Origin of the sequence: Anaerophaga thermohalophila DSM 12881 (assembly GCF_000191885.1) — a bacterium.
GTDB lineage: Bacteria > Bacteroidota > Bacteroidia > Bacteroidales > Marinilabiliaceae > Anaerophaga > Anaerophaga thermohalophila.
Map to the genome: position 1 here is coordinate 25,189 of NZ_AEWI01000022.1, position 19,593 is coordinate 44,781.

Annotated in this window: 19 protein-coding genes; all 19 read left to right on the forward strand. The window is 41.7% G+C overall.

What is annotated here, in order from left to right:
• The first annotated feature begins 163 nt into the window (after positions 1–163).
• The 19 genes from ATH1_RS0107950 to ATH1_RS0108040 all read left to right on the forward strand — a co-directional run bounded on the left by ATH1_RS0107950 (position 164) and on the right by ATH1_RS0108040 (position 19,574).
• Positions 164–676: a YfiR family protein gene (locus ATH1_RS0107950; RefSeq protein WP_010419944.1), complete on the forward strand. Its 513-nt coding sequence runs from the start codon at positions 164–166 to the stop codon at positions 674–676.
• A gap of 412 nt (positions 677–1,088) precedes the next feature.
• Positions 1,089–2,849 carry a methyl-accepting chemotaxis protein gene (locus tag ATH1_RS0107960; protein ID WP_010419949.1) on the forward strand — a complete coding sequence of 587 codons (1,761 nt, stop codon included), beginning with the start codon at positions 1,089–1,091 and terminating at the stop codon, positions 2,847–2,849.
• A gap of 106 nt (positions 2,850–2,955) precedes the next feature.
• A complete protein-coding gene (locus tag ATH1_RS0107965; protein WP_010419952.1) occupies positions 2,956–3,285 on the forward strand; it encodes a hypothetical protein in 330 nt (109 codons plus the stop codon).
• A gap of 4 nt (positions 3,286–3,289) precedes the next feature.
• A complete protein-coding gene (locus tag ATH1_RS0107970; protein WP_010419954.1) occupies positions 3,290–3,655 on the forward strand; it encodes a response regulator in 366 nt (121 codons plus the stop codon).
• Between the two features lie 80 nt (positions 3,656–3,735).
• Positions 3,736–4,101 carry an Hpt domain-containing protein gene (locus tag ATH1_RS0107975; RefSeq protein ID WP_010419956.1) on the forward strand — a complete coding sequence of 122 codons (366 nt, stop codon included), beginning with the start codon at positions 3,736–3,738 and terminating at the stop codon, positions 4,099–4,101.
• A 22-nt stretch (positions 4,102–4,123) separates the two neighbouring features.
• Positions 4,124–6,211: a chemotaxis protein CheA gene (locus tag ATH1_RS0107980; RefSeq protein WP_010419958.1), complete on the forward strand. Its 2,088-nt coding sequence runs from the start codon at positions 4,124–4,126 to the stop codon at positions 6,209–6,211.
• 10 nt (positions 6,212–6,221) lie between these two features.
• Positions 6,222–6,671 carry a chemotaxis protein CheW gene (locus ATH1_RS0107985; RefSeq protein WP_010419960.1) on the forward strand — a complete coding sequence of 150 codons (450 nt, stop codon included), beginning with the start codon at positions 6,222–6,224 and terminating at the stop codon, positions 6,669–6,671.
• 40 nt (positions 6,672–6,711) lie between these two features.
• Positions 6,712–7,185, forward strand: coding sequence for a chemotaxis protein CheW (locus ATH1_RS0107990; protein ID WP_010419962.1), 474 nt, complete (start codon positions 6,712–6,714; stop codon positions 7,183–7,185).
• A gap of 13 nt (positions 7,186–7,198) precedes the next feature.
• Entirely contained in the window at positions 7,199–8,074 is an 876-nt protein-coding gene (locus ATH1_RS0107995; protein ID WP_010419964.1) for a CheR family methyltransferase, read from the forward strand.
• Positions 8,075–8,173: 99 nt separating this feature from the next.
• Positions 8,174–9,073 (forward strand): sensor histidine kinase, encoded by a 900-nt coding sequence (locus ATH1_RS0108000; RefSeq protein ID WP_010419966.1) that lies wholly within the window; start codon positions 8,174–8,176, stop codon positions 9,071–9,073.
• Positions 9,074–9,085: 12 nt separating this feature from the next.
• Positions 9,086–9,370 carry a chemotaxis protein CheD gene (locus ATH1_RS22445; RefSeq protein WP_280959760.1) on the forward strand — a complete coding sequence of 95 codons (285 nt, stop codon included), beginning with the start codon at positions 9,086–9,088 and terminating at the stop codon, positions 9,368–9,370.
• Positions 9,333–9,560 carry a chemotaxis protein CheD gene (locus ATH1_RS19225; RefSeq protein WP_280959761.1) on the forward strand — a complete coding sequence of 76 codons (228 nt, stop codon included), beginning with the start codon at positions 9,333–9,335 and terminating at the stop codon, positions 9,558–9,560. The genes ATH1_RS22445 and ATH1_RS19225 overlap by 38 nt, the downstream gene beginning before the upstream one ends.
• A gap of 112 nt (positions 9,561–9,672) precedes the next feature.
• Positions 9,673–10,752, forward strand: coding sequence for a protein-glutamate methylesterase/protein-glutamine glutaminase (locus tag ATH1_RS0108010; protein ID WP_010419969.1), 1,080 nt, complete (start codon positions 9,673–9,675; stop codon positions 10,750–10,752).
• 410 nt (positions 10,753–11,162) lie between these two features.
• Positions 11,163–13,049, forward strand: a complete 1,887-nt coding sequence (locus ATH1_RS0108015; RefSeq protein ID WP_010419971.1) for a PAS domain S-box protein — start codon at positions 11,163–11,165, stop codon at positions 13,047–13,049.
• Between the two features lie 30 nt (positions 13,050–13,079).
• Positions 13,080–13,910: a CheR family methyltransferase gene (locus tag ATH1_RS0108020; RefSeq protein WP_010419973.1), complete on the forward strand. Its 831-nt coding sequence runs from the start codon at positions 13,080–13,082 to the stop codon at positions 13,908–13,910.
• Positions 13,911–13,927: 17 nt separating this feature from the next.
• Positions 13,928–14,740, forward strand: a complete 813-nt coding sequence (locus ATH1_RS0108025; protein WP_010419975.1) for a CheR family methyltransferase — start codon at positions 13,928–13,930, stop codon at positions 14,738–14,740.
• Between the two features lie 200 nt (positions 14,741–14,940).
• Positions 14,941–15,519: a chemotaxis protein CheB gene (locus ATH1_RS0108030; RefSeq protein ID WP_010419977.1), complete on the forward strand. Its 579-nt coding sequence runs from the start codon at positions 14,941–14,943 to the stop codon at positions 15,517–15,519.
• Between the two features lie 190 nt (positions 15,520–15,709).
• Positions 15,710–16,483 (forward strand): GAF domain-containing protein, encoded by a 774-nt coding sequence (locus ATH1_RS0108035; protein WP_010419979.1) that lies wholly within the window; start codon positions 15,710–15,712, stop codon positions 16,481–16,483.
• 475 nt (positions 16,484–16,958) lie between these two features.
• Positions 16,959–19,574 (forward strand): PAS domain S-box protein, encoded by a 2,616-nt coding sequence (locus tag ATH1_RS0108040; protein ID WP_010419981.1) that lies wholly within the window; start codon positions 16,959–16,961, stop codon positions 19,572–19,574.
• Positions 19,575–19,593 lie beyond the last annotated feature (19 nt).

Consider the following 19,593-nt stretch of genomic DNA (forward strand, 5'->3'; position numbering starts at 1 on the left):
TGAGATATATGTTTGTTAAATATAGAATATTTCAGCATAATAGAATTTATCTTACATCTATAACCGGCCTTGTGGAAGCCAGATAGCTGAAAATCTAACGGTCTGTTGTAAGAACATGTGGAACAAATAATGGGTTATTTGAAATATAAACATTAAAAAACAAATGAGAAAGATTTACTTATTTCTGGCACTGTTCCTGTTGGTGCCGTTTATGTTAGAAGGGCAGGTAGAGAAGTACAAAGCAGTTTTTACCCTCAATTTTATTCGTTACATTGGCTGGCCCGATGATGCCCGTCAGGGGGATTTTGTAATCGGAGTATTAGGTGACCCCGCCATTGCCCGTAGGATTCAGGAACAATCAGCAGGGAAAAAGTTTGGTTTTCAGGATGTTGTGGTGAAAGAATTCAGTTCTGCCGATGAAGTGGAGAATTGCCAGGTGCTTTATGTATCTTCAAGAGTTCGTTTCTCAAAAATCGCGGCTCAGATAAATCAAAAACTGGGAAGCAGTTCCCTAATAGTTGCTGAAGAGGAAGGTGCTACTGATTATGGTGCAATGATAAACTTTGTGATTAGAGATGAAGTTCTTAAGTTTGAAATCCATAAAGGAAATGCGTCACAAAAAGGACTTCAGATAAGTTCACGTTTGGAAAATATGTCTTCAGCCATTGTTTTGTAAAAAACAAACCGTTTCTGTAGACAAAGCACCCGGTCAGGGGATAACAACCGCCTCCGGGATTTTTTTTAACAGAATTCAGCCCGCCTGGCTCAAATGAAACGAGCTTGCCAAAAATTGTTTTAATATAGAATAATAGATTATTAGATTTAAGATGGTGAGATGTAAGATAAAACGGGACTGACAAGGCATACCACAATAAGAATATGTATAAATGCTTGCATGCGGGTTCCATCCGACCAATAACTTAGATTAATTTTATACTGATGAAACGAGCATGACAAGGTTTGCCTTAATAGATTATTAGATTTAAGATTTAAGATGAAACGAGCATGGCAAGGATTGCTACAATAAGAACATGTATAAGTTCTTGCATGCGAGTTCCATCCGACCTTAATAAATAAATTTTATACTGATGAAATTAAAATATAAATTTAACATCGCCCAAAAGTTGATCGTTGGTTTCGGGTTGATACTTATTGTCATTATAGTCAATGCTGTGCTGACTTTGGGAACACTAACCCGGAGTAAAAATCTGACAAATGATGTCACAAGTGTTTATTCACCCAGTGTAGAAGTGTTGGGGGACCTTGGCATGACCATTACCCAGACGAAAATGCTTATAAAAAACTGGGTGTATATTGATCGTCAATCGGATACCCCGGACAAAGTCAGATTGCAGGAAATACATAATACCGAATTACCCGTCATTGAGGAAGAGCTTATGCAACTTTCGCAACAGTGGGAGAACGAAAGCGACCGAGAGCAGCTTGAGAATATATTTCACAAGACCGATTCTCTGTTTGCCATGCACAAGCAAATCATGGCAGCCTTAAATACTTTCGAAGCCTATGATGATCCCATGGTTTTGTTCGAAGTGGAGCCAATGGTCGTAGAAGGGGGTGATGTGATGAAGCTGAGTGACGAAATTATTGATGAGGTTTCTTCTCTCGAGAAGAAATATCTGGCCAGTTATGAGGCGTCTCTCAGTAATATGAATGCTAACTTTTCATCATTTACCTGGTTTACGTCTATTATGAGTATTATCCTGATAGCCGCTTCATTAATTATCGGCTATATTCTTTACTCCACCATTGTAAAGCCGCTTCTGAAAGGTGTCCAGTTTGCTCAGGCTTTTGGAAAAGGTGATTTAACAGCGCGTGTCGAGATTAGCCAGGATGATGAAATTGGTATCCTTGCCAGAGAATTGAGCTCAATGGCCCATAATCTTAAAGAGATTGTGGTTTCCATCAAACGTAATGCACTCGATTTGGTTCATTCCAGCGAAAATCTTCGTGACAGTTCTCAGCAACTTTCCAGGGGATCGGCCGATCAGGCAGCATCCGCGGAAGAGGTTTCCACTTCAATTGAGGAGATGGTTGCTAACATAGACCAGAATACCGATAATGCCATCCAAACAGAAAAGATCACTGTTGATACCGCTAAAGAAGTCAATGTTGCCAATGAATTATCGGCCGAAGCTGTTAAAGCGATGGAGGAAATATCGGAGCGTATTTCTGTAATCAGTGATATTGCTTTTCAAACCAATATTCTGGCATTGAACGCTGCGGTCGAAGCTGCCCGTGCCGGTGAGCACGGAAGGGGTTTTTCAGTCGTTGCCGCCGAAGTGCGAAAGCTGGCAGAAAAGAGTAAAGTGGCTGCCGATGAAATTGTTAACCTTGTTTCAAAAGGGTTGAAGGTTTCTAAAGAAGCTGGGGAGAAGTCAAAAATGCTTGTTCCCGATATTGAAAAAACAACGCAGCTTATAAAAGAGATTGCTGCAGCCAGCATGGAACAAAAAACCGGCGCCGATCAGATCAATCAGGCCATGCAGCAACTAAACATGATTACCCAGGAGAATGCTTCTTCTTCCGATGAACTGACCCAGTCTTCAGAACAGCTTTCCGACCTTGCGGCCAATTTACAAAAGGCTGTCAGTATCTTCAACATAGGAGAAGAGGGAATTAAACAAAAATCTGAAGGGACTAAGACCGGACAAACACAAAAGCAAAAAGCCGGAAGAACTGCTGACGGGAATAAAAAAACAACGGAAGCTAAAACCTTTCAGGGAAAAAATAAAGAGAAACAAGGATCAAAAAATGAACCCGGAACCAAGAAACCCAACCTTGGAAATCTGGGGAAAGAATTTGATCTTGATAATTATGAAAAATTTTAACGTTTTCTGTTGGTGTGTTTCCGGATTTTATTCCTGTAGGAAATCAGTGGCTTTCTTTGCCACTAAAACAGGCTACAGCTTAACGGGGAATTAATATTTTTAGTTTATGAAGAGCGATAATTTTACGGTTCAGGTTAAAGACAACGGTGAAAATCTTGAACTGTTTTTCTCCGGACAACTGACCATTAATTATATACAAAAAGTGAAAGAGGCAGTTGGAGAGCAGGTTAATTTTTCAAGAGATATTGCTGTCAGGATAGACAATCCTGACAACCTGGACATTACTTTCCTGCAGCTGTTACAATCGATGAAGGCAACTACAGAGAAAAACAAACGCAAATTTTCGGTATCTGCTGATTTGCCTAATGAATTGGACAGCCTTGTCTCCAACGCAGGATTTTCAGATTTGTTAAATAGTAACCCTGTAAATAGTTAATCACATGGCAAAAACAGTTCTTATTGTTGATGATTCCGAAAGTATCCGGGAGGTCGTGAATTTTACACTTCAAAACGAAGGATACAATGTTCTGGTAGGCGTCGATGGCGACGACGCACTTCAGTTTCTTGATGGCCGGCCCATTGATATTATCATTACCGATCTTCATATGCCAAATATGAACGGACTTGAACTGATTCGAAAAGTCAGGGAGATGGATGATTATAAGCACATTCCTATTTTGTTTCTGACCACTGAATCGCAGGCTGCCAAAAAGATGGAAGCTAAGCAGGCAGGAGCAACCGGCTGGATTATTAAACCATTTGTACCTGCAAAATTATTAAGTGCCATTTCGAGAGTTCTCCGGTAGGCAAGTACGGGTTGGTCTGATTAGTTTTATCTATCCGCCGGGGCCTGGCGGCAATTACAGATCAATAAAATACATTATCAATGACAGGTGAGCTTGAAGAAATAAAGAAGACATTCATTAAGAATACCATTGAAGAGCTTTTGGCATTGAAGAAAAAGCTTGTGAGGGTAAAAAGTGCAACTCCCGAAGATGTTGACCAGAAGGAGTTGGTACAGGAGGTCTTTTTGCTCATGCATGGCATAACGGGAACAGCTCCTATGGTTGGAATTGATAATATAGCATCCGTTTCCGGCAAGGTGGAAATGGCTTTTGATAAGATCAGGAGAGGGGAGAAAACATACACCGGGCAGTTGATTGTTCAGGCCTTGAGGGGATTTGATAGCATTCTTGACGAATTGCATGCCCAGCTGAAAGATGGCCTGTCAGACAGAAGCGCCAATAGTTAATTGAGCGAAACCTCGTAAGGATATGATAGATAAATTTAAAGCCAAGTTTGTTGAAGAGTCTCTGGATAACGTGAACGATCTGGAAGAGGCTCTTTTTGCGCTCGAGAACGATATGCAGAGTAAAGACCTGATAGAGCGCATTTTCAGGGCTATGCATTCATTAAAAGGTGGTGGAGCCATGTTTGGGTTCAATCATCTGAGCGATTTTACACACCATCTCGAAAATATTTTTGACAAAGTTCGCAACGGCAAAATTAAAGTTACCCCCGACTTGATCTCTCTCACCTTTTCAGCTGTTGACGAAATTAAATATTTGCTCGAAAAAGGAGATTTGACCGCCAGAGACGATCTTGATGAATACAACCTGATGATGGGGGAAATTCAAAACTTCCTGCAGGGAGGTGGTACCGGCAACCAGGAAAATAGTTCTGTTTCCGGGGATGACGCGTCGGCTGCCAATTCCGAAGAAAAGACTTACCTCATCTCCTTTATTCCCGGAGAAGATTTGTTACAAAACGGAACAAATCCGTTGTTTTTACTGGATGATCTTCATGCTTTAGGAAAAGGACACAGCATTGTTTACACGCATAAAATTCCCTCCTTCGATAATATTGAGCCCGAGAATAATTATTGCCTGTGGCAGATAATTCTTTCTACGGCCGAGTCTGTCAACGAAATAAAGGATGTTTTCATCTTTGTTGAAGACGAATGCGATCTTTCTATTGAAGAAGTGGGTAAAGGAGGTTTTGAAATGAACCCCGCGGTAGAAAAACTTATCGAAAATGCCCGCAATTCCAACACGCTTATCAAAGTTTCTGATTTAAAAGTCCTCCTGAATAAGAATGAAACTGAAGGAAAAAAGACAGAACAAGAGCAGGAAAATACAGAAACCGAACAGGGCAGAAAAAAATCCCAGCTTAAAGACCACAAGATATCCAGCATCAGGGTTGCTTCAAGTAAAATTGACGAGCTGGTCAATCTTGTTAGTGAATTGGTCACCATCCAGGCACAGCTGAGTGTATATGCAGAAAAAAAGGGGGATAACGATATATTGGAGTTGGCAGAGAATGTGCAGAAACTATCGCGCCAGTTAAGAGACAATGCTTTCGAAATAAGCCTTATCCCGATGCAGACCGAATTGATGAGGTTTCAGAGACTTGTGCGGGATTTATCCAAAGAACTCGGCAAAGAAATAGAGTTTGTTATTGAAGGCGGGGATATTGAACTTGACAAAAATATAATAGAACACCTGACCGATCCGTTGCTTCATATTCTCAGGAATTCGGTCGACCACGGAATTGAAAAACCTGATGAACGTGTTGCAGTAGGTAAATCGCCTAAAGGGAATATTTATTTTAAAGCATATCATGCCGGTGCCAGTGTTTTGATTGAAGTCACCGACGACGGTAGGGGTATCGACGTTGACAGCATCAGAGCCAAAGCCGTCAGTAAAGGGATGATAGAGGAGAATGAGGAACTCTCGCACAAAGAGATTCTGAATCTTATTTTCCAGAGTGGCTTTTCTACCCGCGACACAGTTTCCGGTGTTTCCGGACGAGGTGTTGGTATGGACGTGGTGCGAAAGAAAATATCTGAAATACGCGGAGAAGTAACCGTTGACTCTGTAGTGGGGCAAGGCACTACCGTTACTTTGCGCTTGCCACTGACATTGTCTATAATTGACGGATTACTGGTAAAAATTGGAGAAAATCAGTATGTGGTTCCCATTTCTTCAATCGAAAAAATATTTGCCCTGGACAAAAGGCAGCTGAAAGACTCATTCAACAGGGTTGTCATTATCGATAATGAGCAGCTTCCTTATGTTGATATGCGCGAAATATTTAAGGAAGAAATAAAAGAAACCGAAACACATCAAATGGTACTGGTCAGGCATGAAGACCGTCGGCTGGGGCTTGTGGTTGATGAAGTGCTTGGGGAACATCAAGCGGTGGTGAAACCTTTGGGACGTTATCTGACAAGTCATGAAGTGGTTTCGGGAGCCTCTATTTTAGGCGACGGGTCCATTTCTCTGGTCATCGATACCAACCGGATATTGCAGCTGACTTCCTCAGGGAAGTTCAGAGGGAAAACTAAAACGTCAACAGAATAAGGTATTTATTATGTCCGAGCAACAAAATAATACACTTTTATCATTCAGAGTAAACGATGAGTTTTTTGCTCTTGATGCCATGAAAGTCAATCACATTCTTGAAATTCCTGAAATTACAAGGATTCCGAATACTCCCGGTTTTATGAAAGGAGTGATTAACCTTCACGGCAACATTATTCCCGTAGTCGATTTGCGCGTATTGATGGGCTTTTCGGAAACGGAATACGATAACGATACCGCCATCATCGTCATAACACCCGACGATGAACAGGACAGTAGTTTAGGACTCATTGTCGACATGGTAAAAGAGGTAATAGAGGCAGACGGAATTGAGATGAAACCTACAGTCGTAGACATGGAAAAGAGCCAACTGAAAAATTTTCACGGAACATTCTCTTTCGATAATCAATTTGTTCATGTTATCGATATTGAGGAATTGGTCAAAACTGCCGAAATATAAGACAGGAGAAAATTTAGAACTTTAATATTAATTTGTTTAGATGGATTCATATCTGACATTCAGGGTTGCAGACGAAGTTTTTGCGGTACATGTTTCCAGAGTGATGGAGATACGTGAATATGAGCGCCCCAAACCCGTTCCGCAAAAAATTGAATTTGTTTCCGGATTGATTGAGTTTCGTGATGAGGTTATCCCGCTTATCAACACCGGTATCAAGTTTAGCTTAAAGCCCGTGGAAGCATCTGAGAACACGGTAATCGTGGTTCTTGATTTGAAAAAGTCTGAAGAGGACCAAACCTTCAGGGTTGGAATTATGGTAGATGCCGTTTCCGATGTTATAGAGATTCCCGCGGATAAATTGAAACCCATTCGTCAGGAATACAAACCCGGATACATTACCGGTACTTTTAACTATGAGGGCACATTTGTGCTGATACTCGATACCGACAAAGTGTTTACCGGAGATGAAGTGATTGAGATGGACAAAATTCTGTCAAAAGCCAAAAAGAAGTAAAGAGCTGTTGGAAATGCCGGAAGAGAAAAGTTCTGAAAATAAGGGGTTCGATTGTTTTAAAGCCGAATTGTCTGAAAAAGATTTTCAGGCTTTCAGCAGGTATATTTATTCGCAGTATGGAATAAAGATGCCGCCGGTAAAACGGATAATGCTTCAGGGACGCTTGTTAAAAAGAATCCGGGAACTGAAGATGAATTCTTATTCCGAGTATCGCGACTTTTTTTTCAGTAAGGAAGGACAGCAGCAGGAATTACTGAATTTTTTGAATGTCATTACAACCAATAAAACCGATTTTTTCAGAGAACCGGTACATTTTAATTTTTTAAAGGATAATGTTCTTCCCGCATTTGTCGAAGAGGAAGGTTCAGGACGGATTTTCAAAGTCTGGAGCGCTGGTGCCTCAAGTGGTGAAGAAGGATATACCATAGCTATTGCGCTGAATGAGTTTAAGATGGCAAACCCCGGGTTTCGTTACGAAATTCTGGGTACCGATATCTCCAGTCAGATGCTTGAAACCGCGGCAAAAGGGGTATACAAAGAGTCGAAGATAGATATGGTTCCGGTAGAGCTGAAAAAGCGGTACTTTTTGAGAAGTAAAGACAGAACAAACCCGACGGTGAGGGTAATACCCGATTTGCAACAGAACCTGAGACTGAAGTATCTGAACCTGATGGATCAGGTTTATAGTGTTGATGATGATTTTGATGTTATTTTTTGCCGCAATGTTCTGATTTACTTCGACAGGGTTACTCAGGAAAAAGTTATCAACCGTCTGTGCAGGCATTTAAGGCCAGGCGGCTATTTTTTTATTGGTCATTCCGAGTCGCTTTCGGGCATGGATGTGCCACTTAAACATGTGAAACCGACCATTTTCAGACGAATGGGATGAAAATCGGAATTCAATGATTTTCAATATATTTGTGCCCGATTAGAAACAGAGTATTTAGGATGTTAGAAAACTATGATGACGCTTTTTAAATAATGCATTATGACAAACATCAGTGACAGACAGCTTTTAAAAGAAATAAGAGAAAGGCTTAACGAGCGAAAAAAATATGAGCAGGAGGTTCAGATGCTCACCAGAGAATTGCAGGAGGTTACCAAGAAGCTTAGAGAATCGGAGGCCTTGAAGAGCCATTTTATTTCTAATATTTCAAATGAAATTGTAAACCCGTTTACTTCCATTCTCGGATTGTCTAAATCCATCCTTTCGGTCGAAAAGAACGATTGGAAGAAGGTGGTTTCGATGGTAGCCCTTATCCATAGCGAAGCTTTCAATCTGGATTTTCAGCTGAGGAACATCTTCGTGGCTGCCAAAATTGAAGCAGGCGAGGTCGTCCCGAATATCTCCAAAGTTAACATCAGGGGTGTCATTCAGAGTATTATCGATTCTTTTAGCCTGGTCGCCCGAAAAATGGGAATTGTAATAGAGTTTGAATGGGAAATTGAATATGGCTTTGGGAAGAATTTTTACTTTAAGACCGATAGTGAGAAAATTAAGTTGATCCTGAGTAATTTGCTTAACAATGCTTTAAAGTACAGCTATAAAGACAGCAAGGTAATAATCAGGGTCTGGGCCGACGAAGATAAGCTCAGTTTTTCTGTCCGGGATTTTGGTACCGGCATATCAGATAAAAACCAAAAAATCATATTCGAACGTTTCAAGCGACTGGATACCGGCATTAACTCCATTAACCGTGGTCACGGGCTCGGGCTTTCTATTACAAAAGCTCTCCTCGATGTTTTGGGTGGAGATATTGAGATTGAAAGTCAGAAAGGTGAAGGCTCGACCTTTACCATTCATCTGCCTGAGGCAAAAAATGTTGTTGAAGGTTTTAGCGGTGAAGGCAATGACATCTTTTTTGAAGATGGTGATGAGATTTTTTAAGGTTTTTATTAAATGGAGCAACAATATTCACAACATTTTTTATATCCATCCACGTTGTTTGCCAGTAAAGAGCCGTATGTGGTGAAAACCATCCTCGGGTCGTGCGTGGCTATCTGCCTGTGGGACCCGGTTACAAAAATAGGAGGGATCAACCATTATATGCTTCCTACCTGGAATGGTAACGATTTGGCCTCCCCGAAATATGGAAATATCGCCATTGATAAGTTACTTGAGCGGATGGTGCACCTGGGGGCTAAACGTGAAAATCTGCAAGCTAAAATTTTTTGGCGGAGGTGAACTCATTGAGAGCGGAGCAAACGGAACTTTGATCGGAGAACGCAACATAAGGGTGGCACGGTTAATCCTCGAGGAAAAAAAAATTCCCGTGGTAGCCTCCAGTACAGGAGGACGAAAAGGACGGAAAATTCTTTTTTTTACCGATACAGGCGAGGTGCGACATAAATTTTTGGACAAAAAGGAACAGTAGCTCAGGATGCCGGGTATCCCGGCTCGGAGTTTACTCTTTTGGCAATGGGTTATTCCTGTCCTGCTTTTCAAAAGGTAGATTTTCGCAACATTGAAGAATAAAAATTGAACGAATGGACAAAAAGATCCGGGTATTAATTGTAGACGATTCGGCAGTAGTAAGGCAAAGTCTGTCTGCTATACTGGAATCGGATCCCTACATTGAGGTTATGGGAACGGCGGCTGATCCTCTTATTGCTGTTAAAAAGATCATGAAGGAGGTCCCCGACGTTATTACCCTGGATATAGAAATGCCCCGGATGGACGGACTCACTTTCCTCAGAAAAATTATGTCGCAGCATCCGATCCCCGTAGTTGTGATCTCTTCGCTTACCACTGAGGGAACCGAAACGGCAATGAAAGCCCTCGAATACGGAGCTTCCGAAATAATCGGGAAGCCGGCAATGAATGCCGCCCAGTTTATTAATGAGTCCAAAATTCTATTATGTGATGCTGTAAAAGCGGCTTCTCAGGCCAAGCTTACCCGGCTTAAGATCAGCAATACCCCGCAGGTAGAATGGGTTGCCCCTAAATTTTCGGCAGATGTTATTTTGCAAAAAAGCCTCTCCTACAAAAAAATTATTAATACGGAGAAAATTATCGCGATGGGAGCATCTACCGGAGGTACCGAAGCCATTCGTTCTTTTCTGAAAGGGCTTCCGGCAAAAATGCCGGGCATAGCGATTGTACAGCACATGCCCGAAGGATTTACCCGCTCATTTGCAAAAAGTCTCAACACATTATGTAACCTCGAAGTAAAAGAAGCCGAGAATGGAGATAAACTCTACCAGGGAAGGGTGTTGATTGCACCCGGAAACTATCACATGCTGCTTAAGCGTTCGGGAAAAGAATACTCTGTAGAAGTGAGAGAAGGGCCTCTGGTCAACAGACACCGCCCTTCGGTTGACGTTCTCTTCAGGTCGGCAGCCCGTTATGCCGGACAAAATGCCATGGGAATACTATTGACCGGTATGGGTAATGACGGTGCCAGGGGACTCCTGGAAATGAAAGAAGCCGGTGCCACTACCATTGCACAGGATGAAAAATCATCGGTGGTATTTGGTATGCCCAGGGAAGCTATTAAATTAGGCGCTGCCCGCGAAGTTTTGCCAATCGATAAGATGGCGCCCTGGATTATTAAAAATTTTATCTGATGAGTCTGTCCCCGAAAAAACCTATTTTTGCCAGAGTAGTCTGGCTGAGCATTCTCTGACAGTAAGCTAAGGGTTAATGAGAATTTTTAAATGTTCTGCAATATACGAGATATAAGATGTTTAGATATAAGATGTTTAGATTATCAGATGATGCAACAATTTAACAACCTGACAACTGTAACAATTCTAACATCCCTAAAACCTTGCACCTATCCAGGCTGAGGCTTGGATTGAGGTTAAGGTTGAACAACATGTAACCCGAAACCCGAAACCAGCATCCCCTGGCTGTACCCCCTGACTTCTAAAGGGAGAACGGTCGGCCTTCAGTACCTGACAACCTAACAAAATAAACTATAACCTTTTAGCCCGATTGTTCGTTAACCATTTTAAGATGTCAAAGAAATGACAAAATGAAGAAAGCAGATTACCGGAACATATTATCAAAATATTCGCTCAGGGGTTTTGCCTTTGGATTAATCCTGGCATTGATTATTATCTTATTGAGTCTCGGTGCCGAACCTGTCAGGCAATCGGGAGGTGGTATATGGCATCTTCTTTACCTTGTGCCCGGAATATGGATCGTCCTGCTTTTCCCTGTTATTTTCGCAATTGCCGGATATCAGGTTTCCAATGTTTTTGTCAAAGCGCTGCGCAAGCAAAACAAACGCATCAAAAAGGAAGCCGGGAAAACGAAAATGGTGCTGGCGTTTATCGATAACCTGCGCCAGGGAAAATTGGAAGAACCCATCCCAAACGAACAGAAACGCGATGCACTGACAAAAGCCCTTATCAAGTTAAGGGAGTTTATGCTTCAGAGCAAAAAAGACCAGGAGCAACGACGCCTTGAAGAAGAGCAACGTACGTGGGTAACACAGGGACTTGCCCAGTTTGCTGAATTGCTGCGGAAAAACAATGACAACCTTGAAGAGTTGTCCTATAACATCATTCACTACCTGGTAAATTACATGAAAATCAACCAGGGTGGTTTTTTCCTGTTAAACCAGCCCGGCCCGGGCGAAGAGGGGGAAAAATACTTTGAAATGACCGCCTGTGTCGCTTATGACAGGAAAAAATTTGCTGACAAGACAATCAAATGGGGAGAAGGTCTCGTGGGGCGTTGTGCTCTTGAAAAGGCCACAATTTATATGACCGATGTTCCTGATGACTATGTTAATATCACATCGGGACTTGGAGAGGCAACACCAGGCGCTATCCTGATTGTTCCTCTGAAAGCCAACGAAGAGATTTACGGAGTTATTGAACTTGCCTCATTCAGACCATTCCAGCAATTTGAAATTGAGTTTGTTGAAAAACTGGGCGAAAGTATTGCCCTAACCATTTCTACCGTAAAAACAAATATAAAGACTTCCAGGCTCCTGAAAGAGACTCAGATTCAGGCTGAGAAAATGGCCCAGCAGGAAGAGGAGCTTCGCCAGAACCTTGAGGAGATGAAAGCAACCCAGGAAGAAAGCGAGCGGAGAGAAGTGGAAATGCAAGGTATTCTTGATGCCATCGATCATGCTGCCATAAGCTGTGAATTTGAAACCGACGGCACGCTTATCTCTGTCAACCATAATTTCCTGAATACTTTTAAATATCGTCCCGAAGAAATTGAAGGCCAGAATTTGAGAATTTTCTTCTTTAAAGAAGATGTTGCCGAGCTGGATAAAATCCTTGCACAGTTGCAGCAGGGACAGAATTTCAGAGGAAGAGTGAGACGAAGAACCAAGCCCGGCGAAGAAATATATCTTCTTACTACTTATTCGCCCGTTGTTGATAATGATGGTGAGATAATGAAAATACTCAGCCTCGAAAGCGACGTAACTGAGCAGGTACAGATGGAAGAGGCCCTGAAGCGCTCAAAAGAAGAACTGGGTGTTATGCTTGAAGAGGCCAGAAACGAAGTTAAAGAACATTTTAAGGAAATTGAAGCTGTCAAAATCAGAAATGAGAAAACACTCGAGGGGGCCCTCGATGCCATCATTACTACCAATAAAGATGGCATTCTTGAGTTTTTTAACGCTGCAGCAGAAAAGTTGTGGGGCTATTCGAGAGACGAGGTACTGGGAGAGCATGTTTCCAGGTTGTTTTCTAAAAATGCAGCCAAAAATGACCCGTTTGTATCCGCATTTGTCAATTCCAAAGGAAGCAAAGTGATCGGTGAACGAAAGGAAGTACCCATTTTGAATAAATATGGTGAAGAAATACCCGTACTGTTCCTGTTGTCTGACGCCGAGGTGGGAGACGATCATTCATATACTGCATTTATTCAGAATGTTGAAGTTGAATTGTTTTAATTGATAGCTGAGTTGAATCACTGCGGAGTAATGACCTATAAAGAATATCTTCAGGTGCTCAAAGAGCATTCACCGTATGATTTTTCCGAATACTCCGATAACTCTATTTTCAGGAGAATTCAGAAGGTGATGCGGGATCATAAACTCACCCTCGAAGAGCTTGGAGCCCGTACACAGTCTGATAAATTCTTTGTTGAAGAAGTGGTCGAAGCCATCACTGTAAATACAACAGAACTTTTCAGGGACCCGGATATGTGGCGGTATTTGTACGAAAAGCAATTACCGCTCTATCATAACAACAATGTCATTAATATTTGGCATGCTGGCTGTTCAACCGGGCAGGAAGTGTATTCTCTTATGATTTTGCTTAATGAACTGGGAATGCTGGACAAAGCTCGTGTTTTTGCCACCGATATCAGCCAGAAGGCGCTTGACAGCGCGAAAAAAGCAATATATAAACACCAGATTGATAAAGGGTGTATTGAGAATTTTAGTCAGGTTTTTAGGAATACTGATGGTGTCGAAAAGCTGTTTTCTAAATATTTTGATATTGATAAAAAGACAGATATTATATCGGTAAAACCTTTTTTGAAAGACAATATAAAATTTGTCCGGCACAACCTGGTTGAGAATAACCTACCGTTTTATAATAAAATGGACATCATTTTTTGCAGGAATGTACTTATCTATTTTAATTCCAGGCTCCAGAACAGAATTGTTCAACGATTCTTTGATGTCATGTTTTCACATGGAACTCTGGTTTTGGGGGCTCATGAAGGTTTGAGCGGGTTTTTCAAAACAAAGTTCGACAGGTCGGGGCCGGTATACAAGAAGAGCAATGTCTTTCATTTCAGATATTGAATATAACAAGGTTGAACATGGGTGTTACTTTAAGTATTAATGAAATAAAAAACGTCACAACCGAAATGGCCCGGTATAAGAGTCTGGATTATACCGGGTATTCGTATTCGTTTCTGAAAAGAAGGCTGGGGCATGTGTTTGGCAAACTTAAAATTCGCAGGTTGCCCCAGTTCAGCGAGCGCCTGGCTGATGAAACATTTCGTGAGTCGGTTAAATATTATATGGCGGTGAATGTAACGGAAATGTTTCGAGATCCGGGGTTTTGGAGGGCTTTGAGAAACGATGTTTTCCCCTTGTTTAACGGGAATAACTGGTCTGCATGGTTGCCCGATACCCCTTCGGGCGAGGAAGTTTACTCCTTACTCGTGTTGCTTAAGGAGGAAGATTTGCTGGAGCGTGTTGATGTTTTGTGTCAGCATCCTTCAAAAGAAAAGTGCCGGGAAATTTCGGAAGGTGTGATAGATATAGGGAATGTTGATGTAAGTTACAGTAATTACAAACGACTCGAAGAGAATGACTGTTTTGATGATTATTTTACTGAAGCCGTAGATGGAAGATTTTTCAGGAAAGACCTGTTAAAAAAATGCCGGTTCCGGAATTCCTGGTTTGGCGATGAAGAACCTGATGAAAACTTCGATCTGATATTGTTCAGAAATTCGGGAATTAATTATACAGCCCGGAAAAAAGAAGAAACTTTCGGGACGATATTGGAAAGATTGAAACCGGGAGGTGTCATCGCACTCGGAGTCAGGGAAGCGGTTCCCCTATCGTTTCGGGATCAGTTGGATGTTTTGAATGAAAAAGAGAGTATTTTTTTCAGAAAATCCTGAATGGTGCCTAGTGATGGTTTGGGCAGTTGCGAGTTCCATTCGGCCAATGACTTATATTGTGAAAATTTTTGCGAGTTTATAGACGAGCACTAATTATATAGGAATGAAACGAGCATGACCGGGTTTGTCACAAGAGAACATGTATAAACTTCAATCATGCGAGTTCCATCAGACCAATAACTTAGACTAATTTTATACTGATGAAAATACCTGAGCAGAGATTTAAAATTGTCGTTATTGGCGGTTCTGCCGGCAGTTTTTCGGTTGTTTCCAGAATTCTGTCACAACTCGATCCGGCTTTTCCGTTGCCTGTGGTACTGTGTCTTCACAGGCTTAAACACGTGCGCTCAGGATTGGTTGAAGGTTTGAACATGAAATCGAATATCCCGGTTGTTGAACCTTACGATAAGGATAAACTCAGGCCGGGAGTTGCAATGCTGGCACCATCAAATTATCATCTTTTTGTGGAGTTCGATAGTACAATCTCACTATCAACCGAGGAGGTCAACAATCATAGCCGGCCCTCTATTGATTATGCCTTTTCATCGGCAGCCTATTCTTTCAGAGAAAAAGCCATGGGAATTATTCTTACCGGGGCGAATAAAGACGGGGCAATGGGCATAAAAAACATACACGAGAAAAAAGGATACACCATAGTGCAGGACCCTTCCACTTGTGATGTTGATGCTATGCCACAGGCTGCTTTAAAGTTGTTTACTCCCGATCAGATTCTCAAACCCGACGATATTGTTAAGATTTTGAACGGGCTGAAAGCATAATTTTTAACAGTTAAAGATCACAGATATAAGATTATTAGATATAAGATTATTAGATATAGGATGTTTAGATTATCAGGTGATGCAACAATTTAACAACCTAACAACCTAACACCTTAACATCCCTAACACCCTAACACCCTAACACCCCTAACAACTTAACAGTTCTAACAGCCGTAACAACTTATCAGATATGAGCAGGCATTTTTTTGATAACAGGCATTTTCAAAGATGGCTTTTCCTTCTGGGAGGCATTGCTTTTATTCTGGCTTTGCTAAAGAATGTTTTTTTACAACAGCATCCCGGGATAGCCTATTACATGGTTGAGGTGCTTGCGTTTATATTTTTCCTGACTGCTTTTTATATCAGTGATAGGAACAATCAGGGATTACGTTCCGAAATTAAGCGCCTCGGGGAGGAGCTGAAAGACACGCGTTCGATACATGAACAAAAAATAGTAGAACTGGAATCGGTTATTGCCGGTTATGAGGCAAAACAAAATGAGGAAACCCGTTTTGCTTCTTATCAGGACAAAGTTGTTCAAAGACTTGTAAATGACCCTGTGGCAAAAACCGATAAACATCATCTGTTGTACCTTTTTTCTGAATTATTCCATGCTATGGCCGTGGTCTGGTATGAAAAAGACAAACCCTCAGGCCGGTTTAACGTACAAGCTACTTTCGGATTACCCGAAGATTTTGAGCTTTCGCCTTTTGAAGAGGGCGAAGGACTGCATGGCCAGGCAGCAGCAGACGGTGAAGCAACCAAAATCGAGGACATACCGGAGGAATATTTGCCGGTTAATACAGCCCTGGGAAAGAGCAAACAATATTTTTTATATCTGTTACCGGTTGTTAAAGGTCAAAAATGTACCGGTTTGATTGAACTAATGACTTTCAGAGAGTCTGATGTTGAGCGGCTCTGGCCTGGGGTTATGACGAAATTGGTCGAGAAAAATATTATTTAGAAGTGTCTGTCCATAAAGTGCCATTTACTGTGTTACGCTCGTTCGAAAATTACTCATTTACGATGGGTAAACACCGTATTTTCGGACTTCGCAAGCCTTGCAACCGGTACTTTCTGAACAGACACACATATTGTAAAAATTTTTGCGAGTTTATAGACACGCACTATTTAGTGTCCGTCTATAAATTATGCAAAAGTTGTTTATGATCATGTTTAAACAACGTTTACTATTATAAACATTTGATCGTTTTCGGGATTATGTTACTCTGCGAAGAGCAGAGACTGAAGGGTTCGCATGTTAATAGCAAATTTTATACGGAACAAACCCTGATTAGCCGGGATGAGTTTCATTCGACCTTAAAAAATAAATTTTATACGAATGAAACGAGCATGACAAGGTTTGTCACAAGCGAACATGTATAAACTCCAATCATGCGAGTTCCATCAGACCAATAACTTAGACTAATTTTATACGGATGAAAATGTACAGGTGGACATTGAGGCAAATAAGGAAGTGGTTCTTTACAGGTGTGCTATCGGTAAAAGAACGATTTTTTCTTTTTGTGTTTATCGTGCTTTTTCTGCTGTTGGCCTGGGGCGGCTTTTTGTCCATCGAAAAAAGTGTATTCAGTCTTTCCAATATCATTCATCTTCATACCTGGTGGCTGGTTTGGTTTGTTGACTTACTGATTATTTCGGTTCCTTTTGCTGTCATTTTTGTGAGGAACTATATAAATGAGAAAACCGCTCAATACCGTTCCGAGATTTTTGACTTGAACAAACGAATTCAGCACAATATTGAGCTGGCTTCAAATTTGAAAGAGGGAAAGGATGATTTGGGAAATGAAATATCCGGTGATCATCTTGCTTCGGTCTTACTTGACATCGGAAAAAATATAAAAGTTGCCCGCCAGCGTGAGGATGAGGAAAACTTCATCTCGAAAGGAAAAGAGCAAATGTCTGACTTGCTGCGGGTACATCATGATCTTTTGGATCTGACCCCGGCTGTATTGAAAGCATTGATCGATTATATGGGAGCCATTCAGGGTGCCTTCTATCTGCTCGAGGATGAGGTGCTTAAACGGAGTGCCATGTACGCCTATAACCGCCGACGCTTCGAATACGATGAATTCAGAATAGGGAAAGGACTTGTGGGGGCAGCAGCTTATGAAAAGCAATTGATTTACAGAACTGAAATTCCGGAAGACTATTGGTCTGTTACATCGGGATTGATCGGAGAAAAGAAGCCGAAAACGCTTCTGGTAATTCCCCTCATGCAGGAAGAGGAGTTGCAGGGAGTGGTTGAAGTGGCTTTTCTGCGTGATCATCTTGAAAATAAACATCTCTTGTATGCTGAGGTTGTGGCCGAATCTATCGGTCAAACCATCTATAACCTGAAGATTACAGCCCGCACGCAGAAATTGCTTCAGGAATCTCAGGAACTGACTAAAACCCTTCAAAAAAATGAAGAGCAGCTGAGGCAAAATGCGCAGGAAATGCTCGAAACCCAGGAAGAGCTTGAGAAGTCGAATCAAATGCTGGAAGCTCAGGTTCAGGAAGTGGCTCATGCCCAGAAACGACTCGAAGCACTGCTGACCAACGCTTCTGAGTTTATCTCTATTTACAACGAAAATCAGGAGCTTGTTTTTGAAAGTCCTTCCGTTAAAAGAATTCTCGGTTATGACGATGACGATGAAATAACCGGAATGGACCCCGACCTGCTTACCCCGCGTGGTTACCGTACCATCAACAATCTTTTTCAGTATCTGCTTGAAACGCCCGGAGGAGAGCAAACCGCCCAGTATACTTACCTGAGAAAGAATGGAGAAAAATTATTCCTCGAAACAAAAGGGAAGAATCTGTTGCACGATCCTGCTATCAGGGGTATTATTTTTAATACGCAGGATATTACCGAACGTAAGAGAGCCGAGAAGGAAGAGCAGATGAAAAGCCGTATGCAGAGCTTATCGGAGAACAGTCCCGATATGATCATGCGGATAAATATAATGGGGAAACTGGTATATGTAAATCCTGCCGTGGCCAAATTTGTTGGAATACAAACCAACGACATCATTAAAAAGCGTGTTAATGATCTGGAAATTGACCGGCGGTTTGTTGATTACATTGAAGCAACGCTTTCTGAGATTAAAGAAAACCAGGAAACCATTATCTCGGAAGTAAAAGTATCGACCAGCAGCGGCGAAAGAATCATGGAAATAAAGGGAATTCCGGAACTGAATGATGAGGGCGAACTTGAATCTGTTTTGTTTGTTTCGCACGATATGACAGAGTTCAAGAAGATTGAAGCCGAAATTAAGGAGAAAAATAAAAAAATCTCGGACAGCATAAATTATGCTCAGAGGATTCAAAGTTCATTACTGCCCGATACCAACCATCTGCAATATTATTTCCCGCGTTCATTTATATTCTACCGGCCAAAGGATGTTGTAAGTGGCGATTTTCCCTGGTTCCTCAAAAAAGATGATACCTATTATGTGGCAGCAGTAGACTGTACCGGACATGGCGTTCCCGGAGCATTGCTCTCATTTATAGGATACTTCCTGCTAAACAATATTGTCAGCGCCGACCCGACTTTGTCTTCCGACCGGATTATGGAACAGTTGCATCAGGAGGTACGAAAAACCCTTAAGCAGGACCAGGAAGGGTCTACCGGACGGGATGGCATGGACATAGCATTCTGCAAAATTGAACCCGAAAAACAGGTTCTTGATTATTGTGGTGCCCACCGTCCGTTGTTTTTGCTTCGCGACGGCGAGTTGCTCGAGTATCAGGGAACAAGAAAAGGCGTTGGCGGAGCCCCGCTCCCGCGAAGAAAAGAAAAAGAGTTTGAAAATCACTTAATTGAATACAGAGAGGGAGATAAAATCTTTATCTTCTCGGATGGTTTGCCCGATCAGTTGGGCGGCCCCGACAGAAAGAAGTTTCAGCCAAAGAGGGTGCGCGAAGCACTTACTATGGATCCAAATTATACCATGGCGCATTTTGCCCGTTTTTTCCCGAAAACTTTTTACGAATGGATGGGGAACGAGAAACAAGTTGACGATGTTTTATTGATAGGAATTGAATTGTAATTATATTTACACTTTTAAA